Genomic DNA, 22,874 nt, shown 5'->3' on the forward strand with positions numbered 1-22,874 from the left:
GCGAAAGAAGCTTACTAAGGGCAACCGGATAGGATCAGCAAAGTGCCTTCCTGCGGTTTCGAAAAGCAGCTAATGGAGTATCGCAAATTAGGAAAAACAGACCTGAACGTTTCGCTCCTGAGTTTTGGAGCCTCGCCCCTGGGCAATGTGTTTGACGAAACGGATGAGGATGAAGGCCGACGGGCGGTTCATGCGGCCATTGATCACGGGATTAATTTCTTTGATGTAGCCCCGTTTTACGGTGACACGCTGGCCGAAACCCGGCTGGGAAAAGCTCTGAAAACAAAGCGGGATTCGGTTTATCTGGCCACCAAATGCGGGCGGTACGGCAACGGCGTGTTTGACTTTTCGCAGGACCGCATCCTGCGCAGCATCGACGAATCGCTGGAGCGTCTGCAAACCGACTACGTGGATCTGCTCACGGTACACGACATTGAATTTGGCGACCACGATCAGGTGGTGAACGAAGCCATTCCGGCGGCTCTGAAAATCAAACAAATGGGGAAGGCCCGCTACGTGGGTTTCTCGGGACTGCCCGTTCGGTATCTGGCAAAGGTGGCGCGTGAGGTGGAGGTCGATACGGTGTTGTCGTGGGGCCATTACACGCTGCTGGCCGACGAAATCAACGACGAACTGGTGCCCCTTTCGCTCGAAAAAGGATTTGGGCTATTGAATGCTGCCCCGCTGATGCAGCGGATTCTGTCGGATGCGCCCATACCGGTCTGGCAGAGTTCTCCGCAGGCCGTGAAAGACATGCAGCCCAAACTGCTGGCCCTGTGCCGCGAATACGGTCTGGCACTGAGCGATGTGGCCTTGAAGTATGCCGTCAGCCATCCTGTCATTGCCACCACCATCGTCGGCATTTCCGAGCAGCACCGTCTGGAACAGAACATTCGGGCGCTCGATATTCAAATTCCCGACGAATTGCTGCAACGGATCGAAACGCTGGTGGCACCGGTTAAAAATCAACTCTGGTTTGAAGGAAAACCGGAGAATAACCTTCCCAAGCCGACTTTTTTATCATGAATAAACAACGTGCCCTGGTGCTGGTCGAACCCGGAAAAACCGAGGTTCGCGAAATTGACATTCCGTCGCTGAAACCCGACGAAGCGTTGCTGGAAGTAAACATGGTTGGTTTCTGCGGGGGCGATCTGAACGGTTTTCGCGGGTTGTTTGAGTTGCAGGAATACCCGAACGTGCTGGGTCATGAAGTCGGCGCTACGATTCGGGAGGTTGGCAACGAGGTTCCGGATGCGTTCAAACCGGGGATGCGGGTCACGCTGAATCCGTATCTGAACTGCGGCCACTGCGTTTCGTGCCGGAAAGGCCGCCCGAATGCCTGTCAGGATAACAAAACAATGGGCGTGCGTCGTCCGGGCGCGATGACGAAATTCATTAGCGTTCCCTGGCAAAAGCTGCATTCATCGTCCCGGCTGACCGTTCGCGAGCTGGCGCTGGTCGAACCCTTGACGGTAGGCTTCCACGCGGCTGCGCGGGGGCGGGTGGCGGCTGGCGAAAAAGTGGCCGTGATTGGCTGCGGTATCGTCGGAATGGGAGCCATCGCGGCTTCCGTCAACCGGGGCGCGGAAGTGATTGCCGTTGATATCGACGATGCTAAAATGCGGATTGCCAAACTGGCGGGCGCGGCTCACGCCATTAATACGACAAAAGTTGATCTGCACGAAGCACTGATGGAAATTACCGACGGCGACGGTCCGGACGTGATCATCGAAGCCGTGGGCAATCCGGCCACCTACCGGGCGGCAGTGGAGGAAGTGGCTTATACCGGGCGGGTGGTGTACATCGGTTACGCTAAAAAACCGGTCGATTACAGCACCGGAACGTTTGTCCGGAAAGAAATCGAAATCCTGGGGTCGCGCAATTGTCTGGGCGATTTTCCCGATGTGATCAGCTACCTGGAATCGGGACGGTTTCCGGTTGACGCCGTGGTGAGCCGGGTTGTTTCGCTGGATGAAGCCGGTATGGCGTTAGCGGAATGGTCCGAAAATCCCGGCCCGATCACAAAAATTATGGTTGATTTTGATAATAGCGTTACGCAATGAAATCCGCAGTAACAATTGCCCTGGTTCCCGACATTAAAACCGGCCCCTGGATTTTCTGGCATGATCTGGAAACGAGCATGGCGAAAGCGGCTTCGCTGGGCTTTGATGCCGTCGAACTCTTTACGGCTTCGGCGGATGCCGTGGCCCCCGACCGGCTGGCGGCTTTGAGTAGGCGGTTTGGGGTTAAAATTGCCGCCGTCGGAACCGGAGCCGGGAAAGTAATCCACGGTTTAACCCTGACCGATCCGGATGCGCATGTACGATCCAAAGCCGTTTCGTTTATTGCCGACATGATTGCGTTTGGCGCCGGGTTTGGTGCGCCGGCCATTATTGGTTCGATGCAGGGAAACGCGGTGCCGGGTGTGGAATATGAACAGGCGCTGGACTGGCTGGCTGAGGGCCTGAATATTCTGGGAAAACAGGCCGAAGACCAGGGTGTTACGCTGATTTATGAACCCCTGAACCGTTATGAAACCAACCTGATCAACCGGCTGGAGGATGGCGTCACGTTGCTCCAATCGCTGGAGACGCCGGGGGTTAAGCTGCTGGCTGACCTGTTTCATATGAATATTGAGGAAACCTCGCTGGCCGACAGCATCCGACAGGCGGGTTCGTCTATTGGCCATGTGCATTTTGCCGACAGCAACCGCCGACCGGTTGGCGGGGGACATACCGCGATGGCCGACATCGTAACGGCTTTGCAGGAAATCAACTATGCCGGTTTTATCTCCGCCGAAGCCTTCCCCTGGCCCGATCCCGATGAGGCCGCCCGGCAGACGATGGCATCTTTTAACCAGTATTTCAGGTAGCCCGTCCGGGCGGTTTCCGAAAACTGTAAACCGAAAACCTTAACACCATGCAACGATTTTGCCTTGCACTTGACCTGATCGACGACCCCGAATTGATTGCTGAATACGAACAGTGGCACGCACCCGGCAGCGGCTGGCCGGAAGTCCGGGCGGCTGATCTGGCCGCTGGTATTCAGGATTTGCAGATTTACCGCACGGGTAACCGGATGGTGATGATTCTGGAGACGGACGATGACTTTACGTTTGAGAAGAAAGCCGCGCAGGATGCCACGAATCCGCACGTGCAAAAGTGGGAGGAACTCATGTGGAAGTTTCAGCAGCCCTTGCCCTGGGCCAAAGAAGGCCAGAAGTGGGTGCTGATGGATCAGATTTTCCAGTTTGAAAAGTAGCTTTCTTCTTTTCGTTTTCGTGTGTACTGCCGGCCTGCGTGTCGGCTTTTTTTATGCGTGACCCAATGACTACGGTTTCGTAGTTCCTTTCAACACATTCTCTTCCATTATGGAGAAACACCGTGCCATTTTGGTATGGTTTAGCTATTCCTCTGGTTGCCTCTGATTTCTTATCTTCCTAGTTAGTGGTCTGTAAATGAGTTGGTTGTTTCTTATTGTTTGATTCTGTCTATAACCGGAATCCTTTTTGTCAATTGGCAAAACAGTACTAACCAACTTAAAAATGGAAATCTACTTTCTGCTGATCATTACCGCCTTGCTCTGCTTCGGCTTCTTCTACAAAGCCATCGACTGGTTTGAGAAAATCTAATTCACGCTATCATGATTACGCTCATTTTCTGCATTGCACTCCTGGTTTTTGCCTACATGCTGTACGTGCTGATTAAACCGGAAAAATTTTAATACAACCCACTATGAATACCGAATGGATTGGCGTGATGGCGATGTATGGACTAACGGTCCTGCTGGCAATCCCGCTCGGCAAGTATCTTGCAAAAGTCTTCAGGAGCGAACCCAACCGCAACGGCGGAACGGCTTTTGATTGTATGGCTCCACTGGAGCGACTGATTTACCGGTTGGGCGGCATCAACCCCGACCGGGACATGCACTGGAAGGAAAATCTGGTGGCTCTGCTGACGATCAATGCCGTCTGGCTGGTCTACGCCTTTGTCATGCTGCTGACGCAGGGCAGCCTGCCGCTCAACCCCGATGGCAACCCGTCGCAAACGCCGGATCTGGCCTTTAATACGGCGATTAGTTTTCTGGTCAATTGCGACATCCAGCATTATTCCGGCGAATCGGGAGCGACGTACCTGACCCAGTTGGGCGTTATGACCTTTCTGATGTTTGTTTCGGCGGCCACCGGCATTGCCGCTGCGGTGCTACTGTTTCGCTCGTTTCTGCCCAAAACCGTCGAGAGCGTGGGTAATTTTTACGTCTTGTTCGTTCGTTCGATCACCCGGCTGTTGCTGCCCGGTTCGCTGATCGTGGCCCTGATTTTGGCCTTTAACGGAACCCCGGCTTCGTTTGACGGTAAAGACACCATCGTGACAATGCAGGGCGATACCGTTGATGTATCGCGCGGTCCGGCGGCTGGTTTTGTGGCCATTAAACACCTGGGAACCAACGGCGGGGGCTTTTTCGGGACCAACTCAGCGCATCCGCTGGAAAACCCCAATTACCTGACCAACATGGTAGTCATGATTGCCCAGATGATCATTCCGATTGCGATGATTTTTGCACTGGGATTCTTTGTCAACCGGAAGCGGTTTGCCTGGGTAGTTTACGGAGTCATGACCGTTGGGATGCTGTGCCTGCTGGTGCCCACCATTCTTTCGGAACTGGGCGGAAACCCGGCCATCACTCAACTGGGTGTTTCGCAGCCAACCGGGGCGATGGAAGGCAAGGAGGTCCGTTTCGGGCCACTGGCATCGGCCTATTGGAGCATTGTTACCACCATCATCTCAACGGGTTCGGTCAACTCGATGCACGACAGTTCGATGCCGCTTTCGGGGGCCATGCAACTGCTGGGCATGATGGTCAATGCCTTCTACGGCGGGGTGGGTGCGGGGCTGCTCAACTTCTACTACTTCCTGATTATCTCGGTGTTTGTGGCCGGTTTGATGGTGGGCCGCACGCCCGAGCTATTTGGCCGCAAAGTCGAAGCGCGGGAAATCAAGATTGCCTCCATTGTGGCCCTGCTTAGCGCCCTGCTGGTGAAAGGCGGTACGGCGCTGGGCGCCTGGGTGTTCCTGAAATACGGTGACGCGACCGGGGCCGCGATCGGCTGGGCCGTAAAACCGTCGGCCTGGCTGAACAACCCCGGTTTTCACGGTTTTTCGGAGATGCTCTACGAGTTTACGTCAGCCAACGCCAACAACGGATCGGGGTTTGAAGGGCTGGGCGACAATAGTTTTTTCTGGAACTATGCCATCGGTATCGTCCTGATTTTGGGGCGGTTTATTCCCATCATTGGCCCCGTTGCCATTGCCGGCCTGCTGGCGAAAAAGAAGTATGTCCCCGAATCCGCAGGGACCTTGCCGGTCGATACGCCGACGTTTGGTTTGATGATTTTCGCGGTCATCTTCATCATCACCGCCCTGTCGTTTTTCCCGGCGCTGGCGCTGGGGCCGCTGGCGGAGTTTTTCAGCTTATAATAAGAAATTACTACTAAAATGGCACAGCCAAAACAGACCTCCCTCTTCCAGCGTGAGCTGGTTGGAAAAGCTATCCGGGAGTCATTCGTGAAGTTAAATCCGGCCGTTCTGATCAAAAACCCGGTTATGTTTACCGTCGAAGTCGGCACGCTGATTATGGTGCTGGTAACGGCTTACGTTGCCCTTTCGGGCGATGAGTCGCAGGGCACCCTGGGCTATAATCTGGTGGTAACGGTTATCCTGCTCGTAACGGTTTTATTTGCCAACTTTGCCGAAGCCATCGCCGAAGCCCGCGGGAAAGCCCAGGCCGAATCGCTGCGCAGAACTCGTCAGGAAACGCCCGCCAAAGTGATTCGCGCGGTGGGTACTCTGAAAGTCAACGAAGTTCAGACCATTCCTTCCTCGCAACTCGTCAAAGGCGATGTATTTGTCTGCGAAGCGGGCGACATCATTCCCTCCGATGGGGAAATCATCGAAGGATTAGCCACCATCGACGAGTCGGCCATCACCGGCGAATCGGCTCCGGTTATTCGCGAAGCCGGGGGTGACCGTTCCTCGGTCACGGGTGGCACCAAAGTACTTTCGGACAAAATCAAAGTGCAGGTGACGACCCAGCCCGGCGAGTCGTTTCTCGACAAAATGATTGCGCTGGTGGAGGGGGCCAGCCGCCAGAAAACACCGAACGAAATTGCCCTGACGATTCTGCTGGCCGGTTTTACGCTTATTTTCATCATTGTCTGCGTGGCCCTCAAACCGTTCGCCGATTACGCCAACACCCCCATCACCATCGCGGCCCTGATCTCGCTTTTCGTCTGCCTGATTCCGACCACCATCGGCGGGCTACTGTCGGCCATCGGTATTGCCGGGATGGACCGGGCTTTGCGGGCCAATGTGATTGCCAAATCGGGCCGGGCCGTCGAAACGGCGGGCGACGTAGACACGCTGTTGCTGGATAAAACCGGAACCATTACCATCGGGAATCGCAAAGCCACCCATTTTTACCCGGCTCCGGGGATTTTGAAAGAGGACATGATCCGGGCCAGCGCCCTGAGTTCACTGGCCGACGAAACGCCGGAAGGCAAGTCGATTGTGGAACTGGCCCGGAGCGGAGACTCTGGAACCGACGTGACACGCAACCTCAGCACAGCAGGTGCGACGCTGATCAAGTTTACGGCCGAAACCCGCTCATCGGGCATTGATCTGCCGCAAAATGGTCAGGCAAGCGAACGGCTGCGGATTCGGAAAGGCGCTACGGATTCCATCCGCAATCTGGTCTTGCGGGCGGGCAACGTGTTCCCGAAAGAAACCGAAGAACAGGCCCGGCAGATTGCCGGCAACGGTGGAACGCCCCTGATTGTGGCCCAGAATGAGCAGGTGATGGGCGTTATCGAGTTGCAGGATATCATCAAACTCGGTATTGCCGAACGGTTTGAGCGGCTGCGGAAAATGGGCGTCAAGACCGTGATGGTAACGGGCGACAACCCGCTGACAGCCAGGTTTATTGCGCAGAAGGCCGGGGTGGATGATTTTATTGCCGAAGCTAAACCGGAGGATAAAATGAATTACATCCGGCATGAGCAAACCGGCGGCAAACTCGTAGCGATGATGGGCGACGGAACCAACGACGCCCCGGCGCTGGCGCAGGCCGACGTGGGCGTGGCCATGAACAGCGGCACGCAGGCTGCCAAAGAAGCCGGGAATATGGTGGACCTGGACAATGATCCGACCAAGCTGATCGAAGTGGTGGAAATTGGTAAACAACTCCTGATCACGCGCGGCACGCTGACGACCTTTTCGATTGCCAACGACGTGGCCAAATACTTCGCCATTGTTCCGGCCCTGTTTACGGTGTCCATCCCGGCGCTGCAAAGCCTGAACATCATGCGGCTGCACAGTCCGGAATCGGCCATCCTGTCGGCGGTAATTTTCAACGCGATCATCATTCCGCTGCTGATTCCGCTGGCCCTGAGGGGGGTGGAATACAAACCGATTGGGGCCAGCGCCCTGCTGCGCCGGAACCTGTTTATCTACGGTTTTGGTGGGTTGGTGGCCCCTTTCATCGGCATCAAATTACTGGATTTAGTCGTCGGACTCTTTGTTTAATTCCTTATCATCATGAAATCTCATCTTGCTCCAGCTATCCGATTGACCCTCGTTATGCTGGTTTTATTAGCGGTCATTTATCCGCTGGTGGTCGCCGGGTTTGCCCGGTTTGCGCCGGGAGAGGGTAAAGGCGAAACCGTCCTGGTAAACGGCAAAGTGGTCGGTTATGCCCGGATTGGTCAGGCGTTTACGGAAGACCGGTATTTCAACGGCCGCCCGTCGGCGGTGGATTACAACGCGGCCGGGTCGGCGGGCTCTAACAAAGGGCCGGGCAACCCGGATTACCTGAAAACCGTTCAGGCGCGGATCGACACGTTTCTGGTGCATAATCCCGGCGTTCAGAAAGCCGACATTCCGGCGGAACTCGTGACGGCTTCCGGTTCCGGACTTGACCCCGATTTGTCGCCGGCCGGGGCCAAAGTGCAGGTGGCCCGCATTGCCAGAATTCGTGGTATTTCAGCCGGGCGACTGAATCAGCTGGTTGACGAACACACCGAAGGGCCGCTGCTTGGCCTTTTTGGTCCGGCCAACGTGAATGTACTGGCGCTCAACATTGCGCTGGATGAATTGAAGTAAATCGTATCAATGTAATAGTTTTACTATGAGTCTCTTACAGGTTAATTGTCGTAGTGTCTCAGAGTATAACAAGACTTCGGCTCACTGAAAAAGCCGTCCATCATCATGAAAAAATCGGTATTAAATACGCTTGTCGCCTTACTTTTGAGTATGGGCAATTTGTTAGCCCAACTGACCACACCCGCTCCATCGACTGATTCAACGGCTTCGCCCGCTTCCCGGTTAACTTTTTCCGGTTACGCCGAAATTTATTACGTGCAGGATTTTGACCAGCCCAGGGCGCACGAGCGGCCCGGTTTTCTCTATAACCACAAGCGCAACCGCGAAGTCAATGTGAATCTGGCGTTTATCAAAGCGGCTTATGCCGGCGAACGGCTGCGCGGCAATCTGGCCCTACAGGTTGGTACGTATGCCCAGTACAACTATGCCGCCGAACAACCGTTGCTGCGAAATATCTTCGAAGCCAATGCCGGGGTAAAACTGGCTAAAAACCGCGATCTGTGGCTGGATGCCGGGATTTTCTCCTCCCACATCGGTTTTGAAAGCGCCATCTCGAAAGACTGCTGGACGCTGACCCGCAGCCTGGTGGCCGAGAATTCGCCGTATTATCTGGCCGGGGCCAAGCTGACCTACAACTCGCCCAACGGGAAATGGACTCTGTTAGGGTCGGTATTGAACGGCTGGCAGCGTATCAACCGCCTGCCGGGTTATACCAAACCGTCGTTTAGTACGCAGGTGCAGTACCGGCCAAATTCAGCCGTTACGTTCAACTGGAGCACCTTCATGGGCGCCGACCGGCCCGATTCGCTGAAGCAGACCCGGTTTTACAATAACATCTACGCCATTATCAACCCAACCGGAAAGTTGGGCCTGATGGCTGGCTTCGACATCGGTGCCGACCGAAAACCGCTGACCAGCCAGGGGCAGCGTGTGGGCAGCGGGAGCTATGTCTGGTATACACCGGTGGTCATTGCCCGGTATGCCACCAGTTCCAGAAGCTACGTGGCTGGTCGGGTTGAATATTACGACGACAAAAACGGTGTCATCATCAGCACCGGAACCGGAACGACGGACCGCACCAACGGTTTTCAGACGTGGGGATATTCGGTCAACTACGATTACGCGATTCTTTCAGATCGGTCCGATGTGTCGGCTGTCTGGCGCATTGAATACCGGGTATTCAGCAGCCGGGACGCCATTTTTGCCGAAACCGCGTTCGGCCCGGCCCGCCGAACCAACCAGGCCCTGACGATTTCCCTTGCCATTAGTTTTTAACGTGGACAAGGGAGGTTAGAAAAGAGACATCCGCCGAATTTGTCTTTACTCTTTTGTCTCCCGTCTCAAATCTTTCCTCTCGCCTTTTCAAACATGGAAACCAACCGCGATCAATCGGCCGAACACTTTCTCCGACTTATTCAGGAGTCGCGCCGGGGAAAGTTTAAAATTTACATCGGTATGAGTGCGGGCGTGGGCAAAACCTACCGGATGTTGCAGGAAGCGCACGTGCTGCTGCGGGGCGGCATCGACGTAAAGGTCGGTTTTGTGGAAACGCATAACCGGGCCGAAACCCACGCCCTGATCGATGGGTTACCGATTATTCCGCGCCGGCAGCTGTTTTACCGGGGTCGCGAACTGGAGGAGATGGACGTGCAGGCCATTCTAAACGGCCACCCCGAACTGGTGATTGTCGATGAACTGGCGCACACCAACGTGCCGGGTTCCAAAAATGAAAAGCGCTGGCAGGATGTGCTGGAAATTCTGGACGCGGGCATTAACGTGGTCAGTGCCGTCAACATCCAGCACATTGAGAGCCTGTACGAAGAAGTACACGACATTACCGGAATTGAAGTAACGGAGCGGGTGCCCGACCGGGTGTTGCAGGCGGCCGATGAAGTGGTGAACATCGATCTGCCCGCCGATGAGTTGATTACGCGGCTGAAAGAAGGGAAAATCTACGAACCCGCCAAGGTGGAAACGGCACTGCGCAATTTCTTTCAGGCCGACAAAATTCTGCAACTGCGCGAACTGGCGCTCAAGGAAGTGGCCACGGCGGTGGAGCGCAAGGTCGAAACGTTACTGCCGGTCAATACCCAGTTGAAGCACGAACGGCTGATGGCGTCGATCAGCAGTAATTATGTGGTGGGTCGAAAGTTGATCCGTAAAACGGCCCGACTGGCGGCTTATTACCAGGCCCGTTGGTGCGTACTGTACGTGCAGACACCCGCCGAAGACCCCAACCGCATCAAGCTGGAAGTGCAGCGGCATTTGATCAATAACTTAAAACTGGCCACCGAACTCGGTGCGGAAGTGATTCAGGTCAAAAACCGGAGTATCTTTAACGCCCTGGTTGAGGAGTGTGAGAAGCGCAAGATTACGACCGTTTGCATCGGCAAGCCGCATTTTAACCTGCTACAGGTTATCTGGCGAACCAACGCCTTTAACCGGCTGCTGAACAAGTTATCGGAATCAGACATCGACTTAGTGATTCTGTCATGACCATCAAGTTAAAAATATCGCTGGCCCTGGTGTTTCTGTTTGCTATTCTGCTGTTGATGGGCGGTTCGGGAATGTATTATCTGAATCAGCTTGCCGACGATTCACAGGCGATTCTGAAAGATAATTACACTTCGTTGCAATTTGTTGGGCGGATGCAGAAAGCGTTGCTGACGCGCCATACCGATCCTAACGCCCTGAAAAGCTTCGATCAGGCGCTTCGCCAGCAGGAAACAAACCTGACGGAAGAAGGAGAAAAGGAGCTGGCCGAGGCCATTCGGGTTGATTTTGACCGGTTAAAGGCCGGAAACCGTAACGATTCGCTGACGCTGGCGCGTATCCAGCAGAACCTGTTGCAACTGGGCGAGCTGAACCAGCAGGCGATGTTTCGCAAGAACAACGTGGCCGAACAAACCGCCAAGGATGCGCTGGTCTGGCTGGTGGTGACCGGTACGGTCTGCTTTCTGATTCTGTTTTCGTTCATCATCAACTTTCCCGGTTACATTGCCAATCCGCTCCGGGAGCTGACGCGCGGGATTCAGGAGGTGGCCAGCCGCAACTTTGAAGAACGGCTGCATTTCCGGTCGAACGACGAATTTGGGGAACTGGCGCGGGCCTTCAACTCGATGGCCCACAAGCTGGATGAGTATGAGCATACGCAACTGGCCGACGTGCTGTTTGAGAAAAAACGCATCGATACCCTGATTCAATTGATGGACAACGGCATCCTCGGACTGGATGAAAAGAAAAACATCCGCTTTGTCAATCCCGTTGCCAGCCGGTTACTGGGCGTTGACGAGGCCGATCTGGTGGGGCAGTATGCACCGGATGTGGCGCTGACCAACGATCTGCTCCGGACGCTGATTCAGAACCTGACCGAAACCAGACCAGAGCCGGAAGCCGACCGCAAGCTGCTGAAGATTTACGACGAAGGCAAGGAAAGCTACTTCAACCGCCAGACGCACGTGGTGACGCTGACCCGTACCGGTGAAGAACAGCCCATAGCGGCCGGGTGGGTAATTGTGCTGGAAAACATTACGGCCTATCAGGAGCGCGATCTGGCCAAAACCAACTTCATTGCCACGGTTTCGCACGAACTGAAAACGCCCATTTCGGCCATTAAAATGAGTTTGAAGCTGCTGGACGATCAACGGATTGGGGCGTTGAACGATGAACAGAAGGAACTCGTCAACCACGTTCGCAACGATGCCGACCGGCTGCTGAACATCACCGGTGAGCTACTGAACATGGCGCAGGTCGAATCCGGTCAGATTCAATTAACGATCAAAGCCGTCAACCCGGCCGAACTGGTGCAGTATGCAACCCGGGCGTTGGAGGTCGCGGCCAGCCAGCGGCATGTGCGGTTTGCGGCATCGGGTCTGGAAGGGCTACCGGCCATTAAGGCTGACCCGGATAAAGCAACCTGGGTGCTGGTCAATCTGCTCTCCAATGCCGTGCGGCATAGCCCGGAAGAAAGCACGGTGGAGATTCTGGCCCGGCAGCTTGGCAATCAGGTGGAGTTTACGGTGCGGGATTACGGCCCCGGTCTGCGTCCGGAATACCGCGTTCGGGTTTTTGAACGGTATTTCCGCGCACCGGGTCCCAACGGGCAGTCGGGAGGGACGGGTCTGGGGCTGGCAATTTCGAAAGAATTTATTCAGTCGATGGGGGGCGAAATTGGGCTGAAAGACGGTATTGAGCCGGGGGCGGCTTTTTACTTCCGACTAGGCGTTGCCTAACGGCGGGCGCTGGTTGTGGTAGCTTTGGCTAGTTTCCCGCGTCTCAAAATAAAAAATTAAAACACATACTACCCTCTGTGGGTACGTACCTTTGTCGGAATCATCACCTAATACGCATGACCTGGTACGAAGAGGAAGTTCAGCAACTCGAAAAAAAGATTCAGTCCACCCCCGATTTGGCTGGCCGCACCGTCTTTTACGGTAGTTCAACCATTCGCTTATGGACCACGCTGGAGCGGGATTTTCCGGATAAAAACGTCTTGAACATCGGTTTTGGAGGGTCAACACTGGCGGCCTGTGACTGGTTTTTTGAACGGCTGGTGCTCCCGACGCAACCCCGTTCGCTCATTTTCTACGCCGGAGACAACGATCTGGGCGACGGACGGCTTTCGGAAGAAGTGTTTCTGTTTTTCAGTGAGTTAGTTAGGAAAATGCAGCAGCATTTGCCCGACGTCCCTTTTACGTTTGTGTCCATCAAACCGAGTCCGGCCCGCTGGCATATCATCGACCGCATCCGGCTTGCCAATGATCTGATCCGGCAAAAAATCGACGAATTGCCCACGTATCATTATGTGGATGTCTTTACCTCCATGCTTGACAGCAAAGGCCATCCGCGCTGGGACTTGTTTGAAAAAGACGGGTTACATCTAAGTTCGAAGGGCTACGCACTCTGGCAGCAGATTTTGTTGCAGCACCCCCATATTTTTTAACAAATCCTTTAAGCGGTCAGTTATTCCCGTACCCCAAAACTGTGCATATTGCTAACAGAACGGGGTTTATATGCATCGGGAATACCATAAGTGGTTTAGTCAGCATCTGGATCGGGACATGGAACTGCTGGTGTTCGGTCATGCCGGTGCGCGGGTGCTGGTTTTTCCAACCCGGCGGGGACGGTTTTTTGATTTTGAAAATTTCGGTCTGGTTGAAGCCCTCGGGGACAAACTGGAGAGCGGCCACCTGCAACTGTTCTGTGTCGACAGCATTGATGCGGACAGCCTGTACAGCAAAGAAGTGCCCCCGCACGAACGGGTTCAGCGGCACCTGCACTACGAAGAATATATTCTGGAGGAGGTGCTACCGTTCACCCGCCTGAAAAACCCGCAGCCGTTTATGATTGCGTTAGGGTGCAGTTTTGGCGCTTTTCACGCCGTCAATATTGCCCTTCGACATCCCCAGTGGTTTGGTAAAGTGGTGGCCCTGAGTGGCCGGTACGATCTCTCAACGCCGGTTGAATTCTTTCGCGGGCTGTTTGATGCGTACTACGACGAAACCATTTATTATAATACCCCCACTCATTTTCTGCCTAATCTGCAGGATGAATGTACGCTGACGTTGCTTCGTCGGATGCATTTTCTGCTTGCCATCGGTCGGGAGGACCCGTTTCTCGAAAATAACCAGGCGTTAAGCACAACACTGTCGGAAAAGCAGATTCCGCACGATCTGTACATCTGGGAAGGCCGGGCCCACCAGCCTGCCGACTGGCAGCAAATGGTCAGAATTTATTTGTAGCCTTACCCTTCCATACCATGCGGAAGTTTTCCGGTGCTTCCCGGTTTTGAATAACCATGCCATTTTTCTATACTTGGTTACTCATGACCTACGCCCTATGAAACCTTTTGTTGCGGTGCTCCTTCTCCTGTCAGGAATCACTCAGACCTTTGCCCAGCACAAGCCGCCCATTATCCGTACGAAGACGAATAGCCTGATCCTGTACGTAAACAACGAAAAGGGGAATTTCAACGGTATCAACGACTTGCCCAGCGCGTTCAATCACAGTTTCGGAATCGAACAGGAAACGGTGCCTTTGCAACTGGTTTCCGAACAGGACTCAATTAGCCTGACCCTGCGACAGGGGCAACAGACGGTTTTTTGGGTCATTCGGGAAGGCAAAGGCGATACCATGACGGCTTCCTTTACGGCGCACAAGCTGGTGAAAGCGGCTGTTTTTAGTGATGCCTACAAAAAGGAAAACCAGAACAGGACCCTTATTCAGATTCCGGAGGTTTATGAACTGGTCAACGTCGTTTTTGCCCTGACCGACTACGGCAAAACCGAAGCCATTTATAAGGGAACGGATTATTACCGGGCTGTTATGGGCCACTTTTCACCGTACCGTAACCACCCCGCCGTTCGAACCGTCGATTCGCTGCTGAAGCAGTCGGAAGACCGGTATGCGCCGTTAAAAATGGACAGTTATGCGTATCAGTTTACGGGCGACAACATTCAGAAAGGGGGCGTTTATGACCGGATAAGCTGGGGAGAAGTCAACGAATTAAGCCCCTACATCCCGTTGCTGGAAGATTTTGCGAGGATATCCGGGTTCCGCCGGTTTTACCAGAAATACGGAAGTTACTACACAAGCCTGATTGCTGATTATCAAAAAAATGTTGATGTGTCCATCATGAAAGGCTGGCTGGAAAAGCAGTTTCCCCGAACGCGCTACTCGGCCATTAAAGTGCTCTTTACGCCCCTGGTTGGCTGGAACCAGTCGGCCAACCAGTTCGAAGACAACGGTTTCCGGGAAGCGCAGGCCCACGTTAATTTTCCGTTTGTGAACGACAGCCAGAAACAAAAGCCCGCACCCCTGATCAAAGCCAATCGGATGATGATTGTGTTTACGGAAATAAACCACTCTTACCTCAACCCGGAAGCGGATCGGTACAATAAGGAGATTGTGCTGGCGTTCAAAGCGTTATCGGACTGGATTACGCCGGGGAGACCGTCGTCCAACTACAATAATCCGCTTTCCTGCTTTGAAGAGTACATGAATTACGGCCTGGTTACGCTGTTTTACGCCGACATTTTCGGGAAAGAGGACTTTGAACAAATCAAAGCCGGACTTGAAAACAACATGGTGGTCAATCGGGGGTTCAGGCGGTTCCGGGAGTTTGACCAGGAACTGCTGCGACTTTACCAAAGCCGTCAATCCGGCCAAACCGTTGCAGATTTGTATCCGGCCATCATCGCCTGGGTGGCCCGGCAGTAAGTTGATCAGATCATCAAACGGCTGCCGGTTTCGGTTACCTCAAGCTGCGCCACCCGGCCAACGGGCATCGCCAGATTGCGGGGAACGTGACCGACGGGAAAATTGAAGCAAACCGGGAAGTCGAAACCAGCCACCTGCTCAGCAATGATTTCGTTGACGGTTTTGCCAAACGGCGCCGACTCATTGATGCGCATTTCGCTAAACTGACCCACGACCAGACCCGCCAAACCCGCCAGCCGACCCGAGCGCCGGAACTGAATCATCATGCGGTCTACGGAGTACAGCGTTTCGTCAATGTCTTCAATAAACAGAATTTTGCCGCGCAGATCAACCTCGGAAGGGGTACAGAGTGTGTGGGTGAGGAGCGTCAGGTTGCCGCCGACAAGTTGACCGCTGGCCGAACCGGGGCGGTTGAGCGAATCGGCGGGGCTTGTATACGGATCGACCGGTTCGCCGAAGAGCAACCGTCGCAGACTTTCGATGGAATCTTCAGCGCCCTCCGTGCCAAAGAGCTTGGGCATGATGGCGTGCAGGCTCTGAACACCCATCCGGTGCAGGTGGCAGTGCAATACCGTAATATCACTGAAGCCGATAATCCATTTCGGGGTTTTCAGAAACTGGGTAAAATCAAGCTGATCGAGCAGGCGGTAGCTGCCGTAGCCCCCACGGGCCGAAAAGATTGCCCGGATGTCGGGGTTGTCGAGCATCTGTTGCAGGTCGCGCCCACGCACGAAATCGTCGCCCGCAAACTGGTAGTGACTGCTCTGGAGGGATTCGCCTTCCAGGACCTCCAGTTGCCATTCCTCGCGCAAAATCCGGAAGGCTGGTTGGAGGGTGTCGTAATCCAGACGGCTGGCCATTGCCATCAGGCCAACTTGCTGACCCGGTTGTAAGAAAGGGGGACGTATCAAACTAAATCAGATAAAAATGACATCATCGAGCAAATCAGTGCCCATTTCGCGGTTGATCAGCTGAATCATTTTCTGCTTGGCAATCACCAGTTCACTTCGGAGCGGAGCGGAATTAATCTCAATATGCAGGATGCGGTCGCGGACGTAGAGCCGGTTGGTGCGGGAGGCAATGGCTTTGCCCATCATTTTCTCCCAGAACGCTTCGAGGTAGGTTTCGTTGAACCGGGTTTGAAGTTGATACGACTTCAACATCTGGCCGATGGCATCTTTCAGGGCAATGGCTCCGGCGCGCCGGGACGCGTTTTCTTTGTCAAAACGATAATATTGGGCCATACGAAACGGTGTCTTAACACAAAGGTAACGAACCACCCGAAGGATTGGCAAGCCGGTTCGGGAAAATTTTTCCGGACGGTTGCCAGCCTTATTTACCGGTAAAGAGCCTCAGATGGAGCTTGTAGGACCCTTCTGTTTTGCCGGAATGTGTTGAATGACAATGCCGTTTAAAGTTAAAAAGAACCCGTTTTGTTTGAAAAAAGAACACGTTGCGGGGTTGGTAGATTAAAAATCACAAAATGCTGATGAAAGGATTCGTTTTTTCCGGTAGATCTTCCCTATTTTGGGCTTTATTTGTATTGGTTTACCTATAGTCCTTATCTGATTTATGCAATCTTCTGAAAAACCGTCGCAACCATCGCGTCGCAAATTTATCCAGGCCGGGGCACTGGCCGCTGGTAGTTTCTTCATCGTGCCGCGTCATGTTCTGGGCGGAAAAGGCTTCCTTGCACCAAGCGATAAACTGAATTTGGCCGCGGTAGGCTTTGGCGGTAAAGGTTCCAGTGATATTAATAATTCTTTTAACAACGGAGCCAACAACGTGGTCGCGCTATGCGACGTGGACTGGGGGATTCCGCGCGTGAAAGAAAACTTTACGAAGCACCCCAACGCAAAACGTTACAAGGACTTCCGGGAGATGCTCGATAAAGAAGGCAAAACCATTGATGCCGTAACGGTTTCGACCGCCGACCATACGCACGCCGTGGTGGCGATGGCCGCCATGCAGCGCGGTAAGCACGTTTACGTACAGAAACCGTTAACGCACAACATCCACGAAGCCCGGATGCTGACCGAAGCCGCCCGCAAATACAAGGTGGTGACGCAGATGGGAAACCAGGGCTCGTCGAATCCGCAGCAGAAAACGATGGTGGAGTGGTTCGACAAAGGGCTAATTGGTAAAGTAAACGAGATTCAGATCTGGACCAACCGCCCCGTGTGGCCGCAGGGTATTCCGGTACCGCAGCCCGCTGGCGAACCGTCTGCCGATCTGGACTGGGATCTGTGGCTCGGACCTGCTCAGAAAGTAGGCTATACCCCGGCTTACCACCCGTTCAAATGGCGGGGTTGGTGGAACTTCGGCGCGGGAGCGCTGGGTGACATCGGCTGCCACATCATGGACATTCCGTTCCGGGTGCTGGGTCTGGGCTATCCGACCGAAGTGGAAGCCAGCATCAGCCAGGTGTTCCTGAAAGACTGGACGCCGGAGTACAACCCCGAAGGCTGCCCGCCTGCATCGCACGTAGAACTGAAATTCCCGGCGTCGGCCAAGAATAAGTCGGATGTCAAAATGGTTTGGTCCGATGGCGGTATTCGCCCGTTCCGCCCCGATTTCCTGCCTGCCGGTGAAGCGTACCCCGAAGGTGGCGAAAACGGAATGTTCATGATTGGCGATAAAGGACTGATTGCCTGCGGTATGTACGGTGACGATCCGAAACTGTATACCAAAGACGGTAAGAAAGTGGAAGCACCCGCGAAACCGAAACCTGCCGATGGCAAACCCTGGCCGGAAAACGGCCACCAGATTCTGTGGACCGAAGCCTGCAAAGCCGGTTTCAACAGCAAGGAGCACAAAGCCCTGACATCGTCGTTCGACTTTGCCGGTCCGCTGACCGAGTCGGTTCTGATGGGTAACCTGGCCATCCGCAGCTACATGCTCCGGACGCCCAAAGCCGACGGCAAAGGCTTCAACTACCCCGGTCGTCAGCGCCTGATGTGGGATGGTAAAAACATGAAAATTACCAACTTCGAAGAAGCCAACCAGTTTGTATCCCGGCAATACCGCGAGGGCTGGAAGCTTTCGATGTAAGAAAGCCGATTGAAACGGACCTGACGTTCAGGTAAGTTTTGCTCCATAAGAAACCTTCCGTTTTGTGGCCAATGGTTGCAGGGCGGGAGGTTTTCTGTTTTCGGCGCCGAGTAGCCGTTTGTGGTCTTCTTATGGTTTCGTACCAAAAAATTTGCAGCAACGGACTCCGTTCACTATACTTGCGGCTCAAATCAAGTGTACAAATAGGTTCGAATCACGAATCGTTGCAGCAGTTTCCTGCTGCGCTTGATTTATAAAGAAGAGGCAAGAGACCGGGCTCGGCGAACCTCTGGCAACCTGCCGCGCGGCAAGGTGCTACATCCCGCCTACGGATTGGCTGAAGCGAATCCGATAGGAGATATAAATCGAAAAAAATATGATCAACATCCGGTGTTGTATGCCCCTGGGCGGGCTACTAATCTCACACACTCCAAGCAAACCGATAACCGGGAGAGGCTATCGGCTATGGACTGCCTGATGATCGATTCCTACGAATTGGGCATCAGCGTCAGTTGCTTCTCCGCCTGCCGGACCGTGTTCATCCGTCCGTGCGGATTCCTAAACACTTATAAACTTCCTCACATTTTCACAAATAAAAAGCATGTCAACACCATTGCATTTTGAAACGCTGCAACTCCACGCGGGACAGGAGCCGGACCCCACCACCAAATCCCGGGCTGTTCCTATTTACCAAACGTCATCCTACGTTTTTGATAATGCCGAACACGGTGCCAAACTGTTTGCCTTACAGCAATTCGGTAATATTTATACCCGGATCATGAACCCCACCACCGACGTTTTCGAGAAGCGCATTGCAGCTCTGGAAGGCGGGATAGGGGCGCTGGCCGTGGCGTCGGGGCAGGCGGCTCAGTTCGTGGCGCTGAACAACATCCTGAGCGTTGGGGATAATTTTGTAACCACATCTTACCTCTACGGAGGAACGTATAACCAGTTTAAGGTTTCGTTTAAACGCCTGGGCATCGAAGTTCGCTTTGCGGATGGCGACAAGGTGGAAAGCTTCGAAAAGCGGATTGACGAGAAAACGAAAGCGATTTACCTGGAAACCATCGGCAACCCGGAGTTTAACATCCCGGATTTTGAAGCCTTTGCAGCCCTGGCCCAGAAATACGATTTGCCCCTCATCGTGGATAACACCTTCGGCGCGGGCGGGTATCTGTTCCGCCCGATTGAACACGGCGCGGCTGTCGTGGTGGAGTCGGCCACGAAATGGATTGGTGGCCACGGTACGAGCATCGGGGGCGTCATTGTCGATAGCGGCAAGTACAACTGGGGCAACGGCAAGTTTCCGCAGTTTACCGAACCTTCCGAAGGCTATCACGGTCTGGTATTCAACGACGTATTCGGTATTGGCGGACCGTTTGGCAACATCCAGTTCATCATCCGCGCCCGTGTGGAAGGGCTGCGTGACTGGGGCCCGGCCCTGAGTCCGTTTAACTCCTTCCTGTTCCTGCAAGGGCTCGAAACCCTGTCACTGCGTGTTGACCGGACCGTTCAGAACGCGCTGGCCCTTGCGCAGTGGCTGGAGCAGCACGAACAGGTCGAGAAGGTTTTCTATCCGGGTCTGGAAAGCAGTCCGTATCATGCGCTGGCCCAGAAATACCTGAAACGGGGTTTTGGTGGCGTCCTGACGTTCAAACTCAAAGCCGGTAAGGAAGCCGCCGACAAGTTTATTGACAGTCTGAAGATGATCAGCCACTTAGCCAATGTCGGTGACTCCAAAACGCTGATCATTCACCCGGCGGCTACCACCCACCAGCAGTTGACGGAAGAAGAACAGAGCAGTGCCGGTGTGCAGCCCGGTCAGTTGCGGTTATCGGTTGGTACCGAACACATCGACGACATTAAAGCGGATCTCGAACAGGCTTTTGCCGCCCTTGGTGCTTAATACATAGTATACGGGTTGCAGGAACCGGAGCGCCGGGGCCTGCAACCTGAAATTCTTTTTTCGATTGGAAACCCGATTTTTCGACTACAAATACACGTTTGCCCTGGAATCGGGCGCGGCCTTACCGGGCTTTCGGCTGGCGTATACGACGCGTGGAACCCTGAACAGCGATCGTTCCAACGTCGTCTGGGTTTGTCATGCCCTCACGGGTAGTGCGGATCCGGGAGACTGGTGGGACGGCATGATCGGACCGGGTAAGTTCTATGATCCGGCGCATCAGTTTATTATTTGTGCCAACGTGTTGGGCTCCTGCTACGGATCAACCGGCCCCTTGTCGATTAACCCGTTAACGGGTCAGCCTTTTTACCACGAATTTCCGCTGGTGACGATTCACGACATTGTGAGGGCGCTGGATCTGCTGCGGCAGGAGTTAGGCATTGAAAAGATTCACACCTGCATCGGCGGTTCACTGGGAGGTCAGCAGGCACTCGAATGGGCCATTCAGCAACCGGACGTGATTCAGAATCTGATTCTGATTGCCACCAACGCCGTGATGTCACCCTGGGGAATTGCCTTCAATGAATCACAGCGTATGGCTATTGGCGCTGATCCAACCTGGGCCGAAAGCCGGGATGATGCGGGTCGGAACGGCATGAAAGCGGCCCGGGCGATGGCCATGATTTCCTACCGTAATTACGATACCTACGGCTTTACCCAGGCACTGGATAACAACGAACAACTGGACCACTACAAGGCTTCCAGTTATCAGCAATACCAGGGAGAGAAGTTAGCCAGCCGGTTTAACGCCTATACGTACTGGATTTTGTCAAAAGTGATGGATTCCCACAACGTGGGCCGAAATCGGGGCAGCATCAGCCGGGCGCTCGACCAGGTGGTTGCGCGGACCTTATCCGTTGGCATCAAATCCGATATCCTGTTTCCGCCGGTCGAACAGAAAGCGCTGGCCCGGCTTATTCCCGATGCCCGTTACGAGGAGATTGACTCACTCTACGGCCACGACGGTTTTCTGATTGAGACCAAGCCCCTGACTCAGCTGATCCGGAACTGGCTGGAAGAACAAAAGGCTCTGATTAATAGTGAAATAAAGTAACTGGCAAACATTGTCAGTAAATTCCGGCTTTTCTGCTGCTTTTATCTACATTCATATTATTTCGAACAGATCAGTAGAGATCATTCGAAACCCGCTTTATTATTTTGTAAATAATTTAATAGACTGTCGCTATTAATAAATTATTTTAAAATATAAGACTTATCTTTCACCACCTTTTTATCCTGTAGTTCCCTACATGCATTCTTAACTTCTATGGAGGCACATTATACGGTATCCGTTGTTGATAGAAAAAAAAGTCGTTTAAAGCGTGGTATACTGAAAGAAATGTACAGCCTGGGGGCCCAGACGCTGGCCCAACTGGCGAAGGCACTTCACGCCAGCGTTCCGTCGATTACGATGCTGATTGACGAACTTGCCAGCGAAAATTGGGTGCAGGAAATCGGAACCGGTAACGCCCAGTATGGCCGGAAACCCGCTTTATTTGGATTACGGGCGGGTAATCAGGCCGTCGTCGTGATCGATATCAGTGTACACGATGTAAAACTGGTGGTTTTTGATCTGACCAACCGGGTACTGGATCGGCTGGACGTTAATTTGCGCCTGGATGATTCCGTGGCGTTTCTGGAAGCGCTGCGAGGCCCGTTGGAAACGATATCACTCCGAATCCAGGAAAATCACCTGAACATCATTGGCGTAGGATGTGCTTTACCCGGCCTGGTCGATCCAAAAACGGGTACCAACTACACGTATAAAAACCTCAATCGGCCGACAGAATCGTTAAAGGAACTACTGGCCGCCAGTTTTAACGCGCCGGTTTACCTCATCAACGATACCAAGGCCACCATTCTGGGCGAACACCGTTTCGGGCTCGCGAAGGGCAAAAACCATGTGTTGTCCATCAATATTGATTGGGGCGTTGGATTAGGCGTTATCAACAACGGCGAAATTTTGCAGGGACTTGCCGGGTTTGCGGGCGAACTGGGGCATATCCAGCTTCAGGCCGACGGCGAACTGTGCTCGTGTGGCAAAGTGGGCTGTCTGGATACGCTGACCTCGGCTTCGTCGCTGATTCGCCGGGTCAAAAACGGCCTCAAGGAGGGGCGAGTCTCGAAACTGGCCGATGAAAATTTCGAGGACATCGACGCGGAAATGGTCATTGACAAGGCGAAAGCGGGCGACGAAATGGCCATCGATCTGCTAAACGAAGTGGGCAACGAACTGGGCAAAGGTTTATCCATTGCCGTCCACCTGTTTAACCCCGAACTCATTATTGTCAACGGTATTGTCGCCAAAGCCGAACGACTCATAACCCGCCCCATTGAGCAGGCTATCGACAAATATTGCCTGGCCGATTTCCGTAATAAACTGGTCATTACCGTCTCGCGTTTGGGCGAAATGGCGAAGCTCTGCGGTACGCAGGCTTACGTTATTCAATCGCTGCTTGAGTACGAGGAAATCCCTTAAATAATCC

General features: G+C 53.7%; 21 protein-coding genes and 1 riboswitch. Of the genes, 19 read left to right on the forward strand and 2 right to left on the reverse strand.

Going from position 1 to position 22,874, the window contains the following annotated elements:
* The first annotated feature begins 72 nt into the window (after nt 1-72).
* The 15 genes from LX87_RS16280 to LX87_RS16345 all read left to right on the forward strand — a co-directional run bounded on the left by LX87_RS16280 (nt 73) and on the right by LX87_RS16345 (nt 15,374).
* Nucleotides 73-1,026, forward strand: coding sequence for an aldo/keto reductase (locus LX87_RS16280; RefSeq protein WP_111629333.1), 954 nt, complete (start codon nt 73-75; stop codon nt 1,024-1,026).
* Entirely contained in the window at nt 1,023-2,063 is a 1,041-nt protein-coding gene (locus tag LX87_RS16285) for a zinc-binding alcohol dehydrogenase family protein (protein WP_111629334.1), read from the forward strand. The genes LX87_RS16280 and LX87_RS16285 overlap by 4 nt, the downstream gene beginning before the upstream one ends.
* Nucleotides 2,060-2,872, forward strand: coding sequence for a sugar phosphate isomerase/epimerase family protein (locus tag LX87_RS16290; RefSeq protein WP_111629335.1), 813 nt, complete (start codon nt 2,060-2,062; stop codon nt 2,870-2,872). Before LX87_RS16285 ends, LX87_RS16290 begins: the two co-directional genes overlap by 4 nt.
* 47 nt (nt 2,873-2,919) lie before the next feature.
* On the forward strand, nt 2,920-3,261 hold the full coding sequence (locus tag LX87_RS16295) for an L-rhamnose mutarotase (protein WP_111629336.1): 342 nt from the start codon (nt 2,920-2,922) through the stop codon (nt 3,259-3,261).
* A gap of 247 nt (nt 3,262-3,508) precedes the next feature.
* Entirely contained in the window at nt 3,509-3,631 is a 123-nt protein-coding gene (locus LX87_RS29270; RefSeq protein ID WP_262511082.1) for a hypothetical protein, read from the forward strand.
* Nucleotides 3,632-3,642: 11 nt separating this feature from the next.
* The gene (locus tag LX87_RS29275) at nt 3,643-3,723 is read left to right on the forward strand and encodes a potassium-transporting ATPase subunit F (RefSeq protein WP_111629337.1); all 81 of its coding nucleotides are present in this window, start codon (nt 3,643-3,645) and stop codon (nt 3,721-3,723) included.
* A gap of 11 nt (nt 3,724-3,734) precedes the next feature.
* Entirely contained in the window at nt 3,735-5,477 is a 1,743-nt protein-coding gene (kdpA, locus tag LX87_RS16305) for a potassium-transporting ATPase subunit KdpA (protein ID WP_111629338.1), read from the forward strand.
* Between the two features lie 18 nt (nt 5,478-5,495).
* Nucleotides 5,496-7,580, forward strand: a complete 2,085-nt coding sequence (kdpB, locus tag LX87_RS16310) for a potassium-transporting ATPase subunit KdpB (protein WP_111629339.1) — start codon at nt 5,496-5,498, stop codon at nt 7,578-7,580.
* A 12-nt stretch (nt 7,581-7,592) separates the two neighbouring features.
* The gene (locus tag LX87_RS16315) at nt 7,593-8,156 is read left to right on the forward strand and encodes a K(+)-transporting ATPase subunit C (RefSeq protein WP_111629340.1); all 564 of its coding nucleotides are present in this window, start codon (nt 7,593-7,595) and stop codon (nt 8,154-8,156) included.
* A 105-nt stretch (nt 8,157-8,261) separates the two neighbouring features.
* Nucleotides 8,262-9,431, forward strand: coding sequence for a porin (locus LX87_RS16320; protein ID WP_111629341.1), 1,170 nt, complete (start codon nt 8,262-8,264; stop codon nt 9,429-9,431).
* 93 nt (nt 9,432-9,524) lie between these two features.
* A complete protein-coding gene (locus LX87_RS16325) occupies nt 9,525-10,652 on the forward strand; it encodes a sensor protein KdpD (RefSeq protein WP_111629342.1) in 1,128 nt (375 codons plus the stop codon).
* The gene (locus LX87_RS16330; protein WP_111629343.1) at nt 10,649-12,388 is read left to right on the forward strand and encodes a sensor histidine kinase; all 1,740 of its coding nucleotides are present in this window, start codon (nt 10,649-10,651) and stop codon (nt 12,386-12,388) included. The genes LX87_RS16325 and LX87_RS16330 overlap by 4 nt, the downstream gene beginning before the upstream one ends.
* A 116-nt stretch (nt 12,389-12,504) precedes the next feature.
* Nucleotides 12,505-13,098, forward strand: a complete 594-nt coding sequence (locus tag LX87_RS16335; RefSeq protein ID WP_111629344.1) for an SGNH/GDSL hydrolase family protein — start codon at nt 12,505-12,507, stop codon at nt 13,096-13,098.
* Nucleotides 13,099-13,168: 70 nt separating this feature from the next.
* On the forward strand, nt 13,169-13,897 hold the full coding sequence (locus LX87_RS16340) for an esterase family protein (RefSeq protein WP_111629345.1): 729 nt from the start codon (nt 13,169-13,171) through the stop codon (nt 13,895-13,897).
* Nucleotides 13,898-13,994: 97 nt separating this feature from the next.
* Entirely contained in the window at nt 13,995-15,374 is a 1,380-nt protein-coding gene (locus tag LX87_RS16345) for a DUF4932 domain-containing protein (RefSeq protein ID WP_229310695.1), read from the forward strand.
* A gap of 5 nt (nt 15,375-15,379) precedes the next feature.
* Here LX87_RS16345 and LX87_RS16350 read toward each other — a convergent pair whose 3' ends face one another.
* Both LX87_RS16350 and LX87_RS16355 read right to left on the reverse strand, forming a co-directional pair.
* Nucleotides 15,380-16,285: a S66 peptidase family protein gene (locus tag LX87_RS16350; protein WP_111629346.1), complete on the reverse strand. Its 906-nt coding sequence runs from the start codon at nt 16,283-16,285 to the stop codon at nt 15,380-15,382.
* A gap of 6 nt (nt 16,286-16,291) precedes the next feature.
* Entirely contained in the window at nt 16,292-16,618 is a 327-nt protein-coding gene (locus tag LX87_RS16355; RefSeq protein ID WP_111629347.1) for a DciA family protein, read from the reverse strand.
* A gap of 328 nt (nt 16,619-16,946) precedes the next feature.
* On the opposite strand from LX87_RS16355, the gene LX87_RS16360 reads away from it, so the two are divergent.
* The 4 genes from LX87_RS16360 (at nt 16,947) to LX87_RS16375 (ending at nt 22,867) form a co-directional block, all read left to right on the forward strand.
* Nucleotides 16,947-18,425 carry a Gfo/Idh/MocA family protein gene (locus tag LX87_RS16360; protein WP_111629348.1) on the forward strand — a complete coding sequence of 493 codons (1,479 nt, stop codon included), beginning with the start codon at nt 16,947-16,949 and terminating at the stop codon, nt 18,423-18,425.
* 248 nt (nt 18,426-18,673) lie between these two features.
* A riboswitch (SAM riboswitch) is annotated at nt 18,674-18,792 on the forward strand.
* Between the two features lie 234 nt (nt 18,793-19,026).
* On the forward strand, nt 19,027-20,331 hold the full coding sequence (locus LX87_RS16365; RefSeq protein ID WP_111629349.1) for an O-acetylhomoserine aminocarboxypropyltransferase/cysteine synthase family protein: 1,305 nt from the start codon (nt 19,027-19,029) through the stop codon (nt 20,329-20,331).
* Between the two features lie 64 nt (nt 20,332-20,395).
* Nucleotides 20,396-21,442, forward strand: coding sequence for a homoserine O-acetyltransferase MetX (metX, locus tag LX87_RS16370; protein WP_111629350.1), 1,047 nt, complete (start codon nt 20,396-20,398; stop codon nt 21,440-21,442).
* Nucleotides 21,443-21,727: 285 nt separating this feature from the next.
* Complete coding sequence (locus tag LX87_RS16375) at nt 21,728-22,867, forward strand: ROK family protein (protein WP_229310696.1); 1,140 nt, start codon at nt 21,728-21,730, stop codon at nt 22,865-22,867.
* The last annotated feature ends 7 nt before the right edge of the window (nt 22,868-22,874 follow it).

The sequence above is a fragment of the Larkinella arboricola genome (genome assembly GCF_003259745.1).
Classification (GTDB): Bacteria; Bacteroidota; Bacteroidia; order Cytophagales; family Spirosomataceae; genus Larkinella; species Larkinella arboricola.

Bases quoted from the DNA above. Each gene is read 5' to 3' on its own strand.
- LX87_RS16280 (WP_111629333.1), top strand. From the start codon at position 73: ATGGAGTATCGCAAATTAGGAAAAACAGACCTGAACGTTTCGCTCCTG.
- LX87_RS16285 (WP_111629334.1), top strand. From the start codon at position 1,023: ATGAATAAACAACGTGCCCTGGTGCTGGTCGAACCCGGAAAAACCGAG.
- LX87_RS16290 (WP_111629335.1), top strand. From the start codon at position 2,060: ATGAAATCCGCAGTAACAATTGCCCTGGTTCCCGACATTAAAACCGGC.
- LX87_RS16295 (WP_111629336.1), top strand. From the start codon at position 2,920: ATGCAACGATTTTGCCTTGCACTTGACCTGATCGACGACCCCGAATTG.
- LX87_RS29275 (WP_111629337.1), top strand. From the start codon at position 3,643: ATGATTACGCTCATTTTCTGCATTGCACTCCTGGTTTTTGCCTACATG.
- kdpA (WP_111629338.1), top strand. From the start codon at position 3,735: ATGAATACCGAATGGATTGGCGTGATGGCGATGTATGGACTAACGGTC.
- kdpB (WP_111629339.1), top strand. From the start codon at position 5,496: ATGGCACAGCCAAAACAGACCTCCCTCTTCCAGCGTGAGCTGGTTGGA.
- LX87_RS16315 (WP_111629340.1), top strand. From the start codon at position 7,593: ATGAAATCTCATCTTGCTCCAGCTATCCGATTGACCCTCGTTATGCTG.
- LX87_RS16320 (WP_111629341.1), top strand. From the start codon at position 8,262: ATGAAAAAATCGGTATTAAATACGCTTGTCGCCTTACTTTTGAGTATG.
- LX87_RS16325 (WP_111629342.1), top strand. From the start codon at position 9,525: ATGGAAACCAACCGCGATCAATCGGCCGAACACTTTCTCCGACTTATT.
- LX87_RS16330 (WP_111629343.1), top strand. From the start codon at position 10,649: ATGACCATCAAGTTAAAAATATCGCTGGCCCTGGTGTTTCTGTTTGCT.
- LX87_RS16335 (WP_111629344.1), top strand. From the start codon at position 12,505: ATGACCTGGTACGAAGAGGAAGTTCAGCAACTCGAAAAAAAGATTCAG.
- LX87_RS16340 (WP_111629345.1), top strand. From the start codon at position 13,169: ATGCATCGGGAATACCATAAGTGGTTTAGTCAGCATCTGGATCGGGAC.
- LX87_RS16345 (WP_229310695.1), top strand. From the start codon at position 13,995: ATGAAACCTTTTGTTGCGGTGCTCCTTCTCCTGTCAGGAATCACTCAG.
- LX87_RS16355 (WP_111629347.1), bottom strand. From the start codon at position 16,618: ATGGCCCAATATTATCGTTTTGACAAAGAAAACGCGTCCCGGCGCGCC.
- LX87_RS16360 (WP_111629348.1), top strand. From the start codon at position 16,947: ATGCAATCTTCTGAAAAACCGTCGCAACCATCGCGTCGCAAATTTATC.
- LX87_RS16365 (WP_111629349.1), top strand. From the start codon at position 19,027: ATGTCAACACCATTGCATTTTGAAACGCTGCAACTCCACGCGGGACAG.
- LX87_RS16375 (WP_229310696.1), top strand. From the start codon at position 21,728: ATGTACAGCCTGGGGGCCCAGACGCTGGCCCAACTGGCGAAGGCACTT.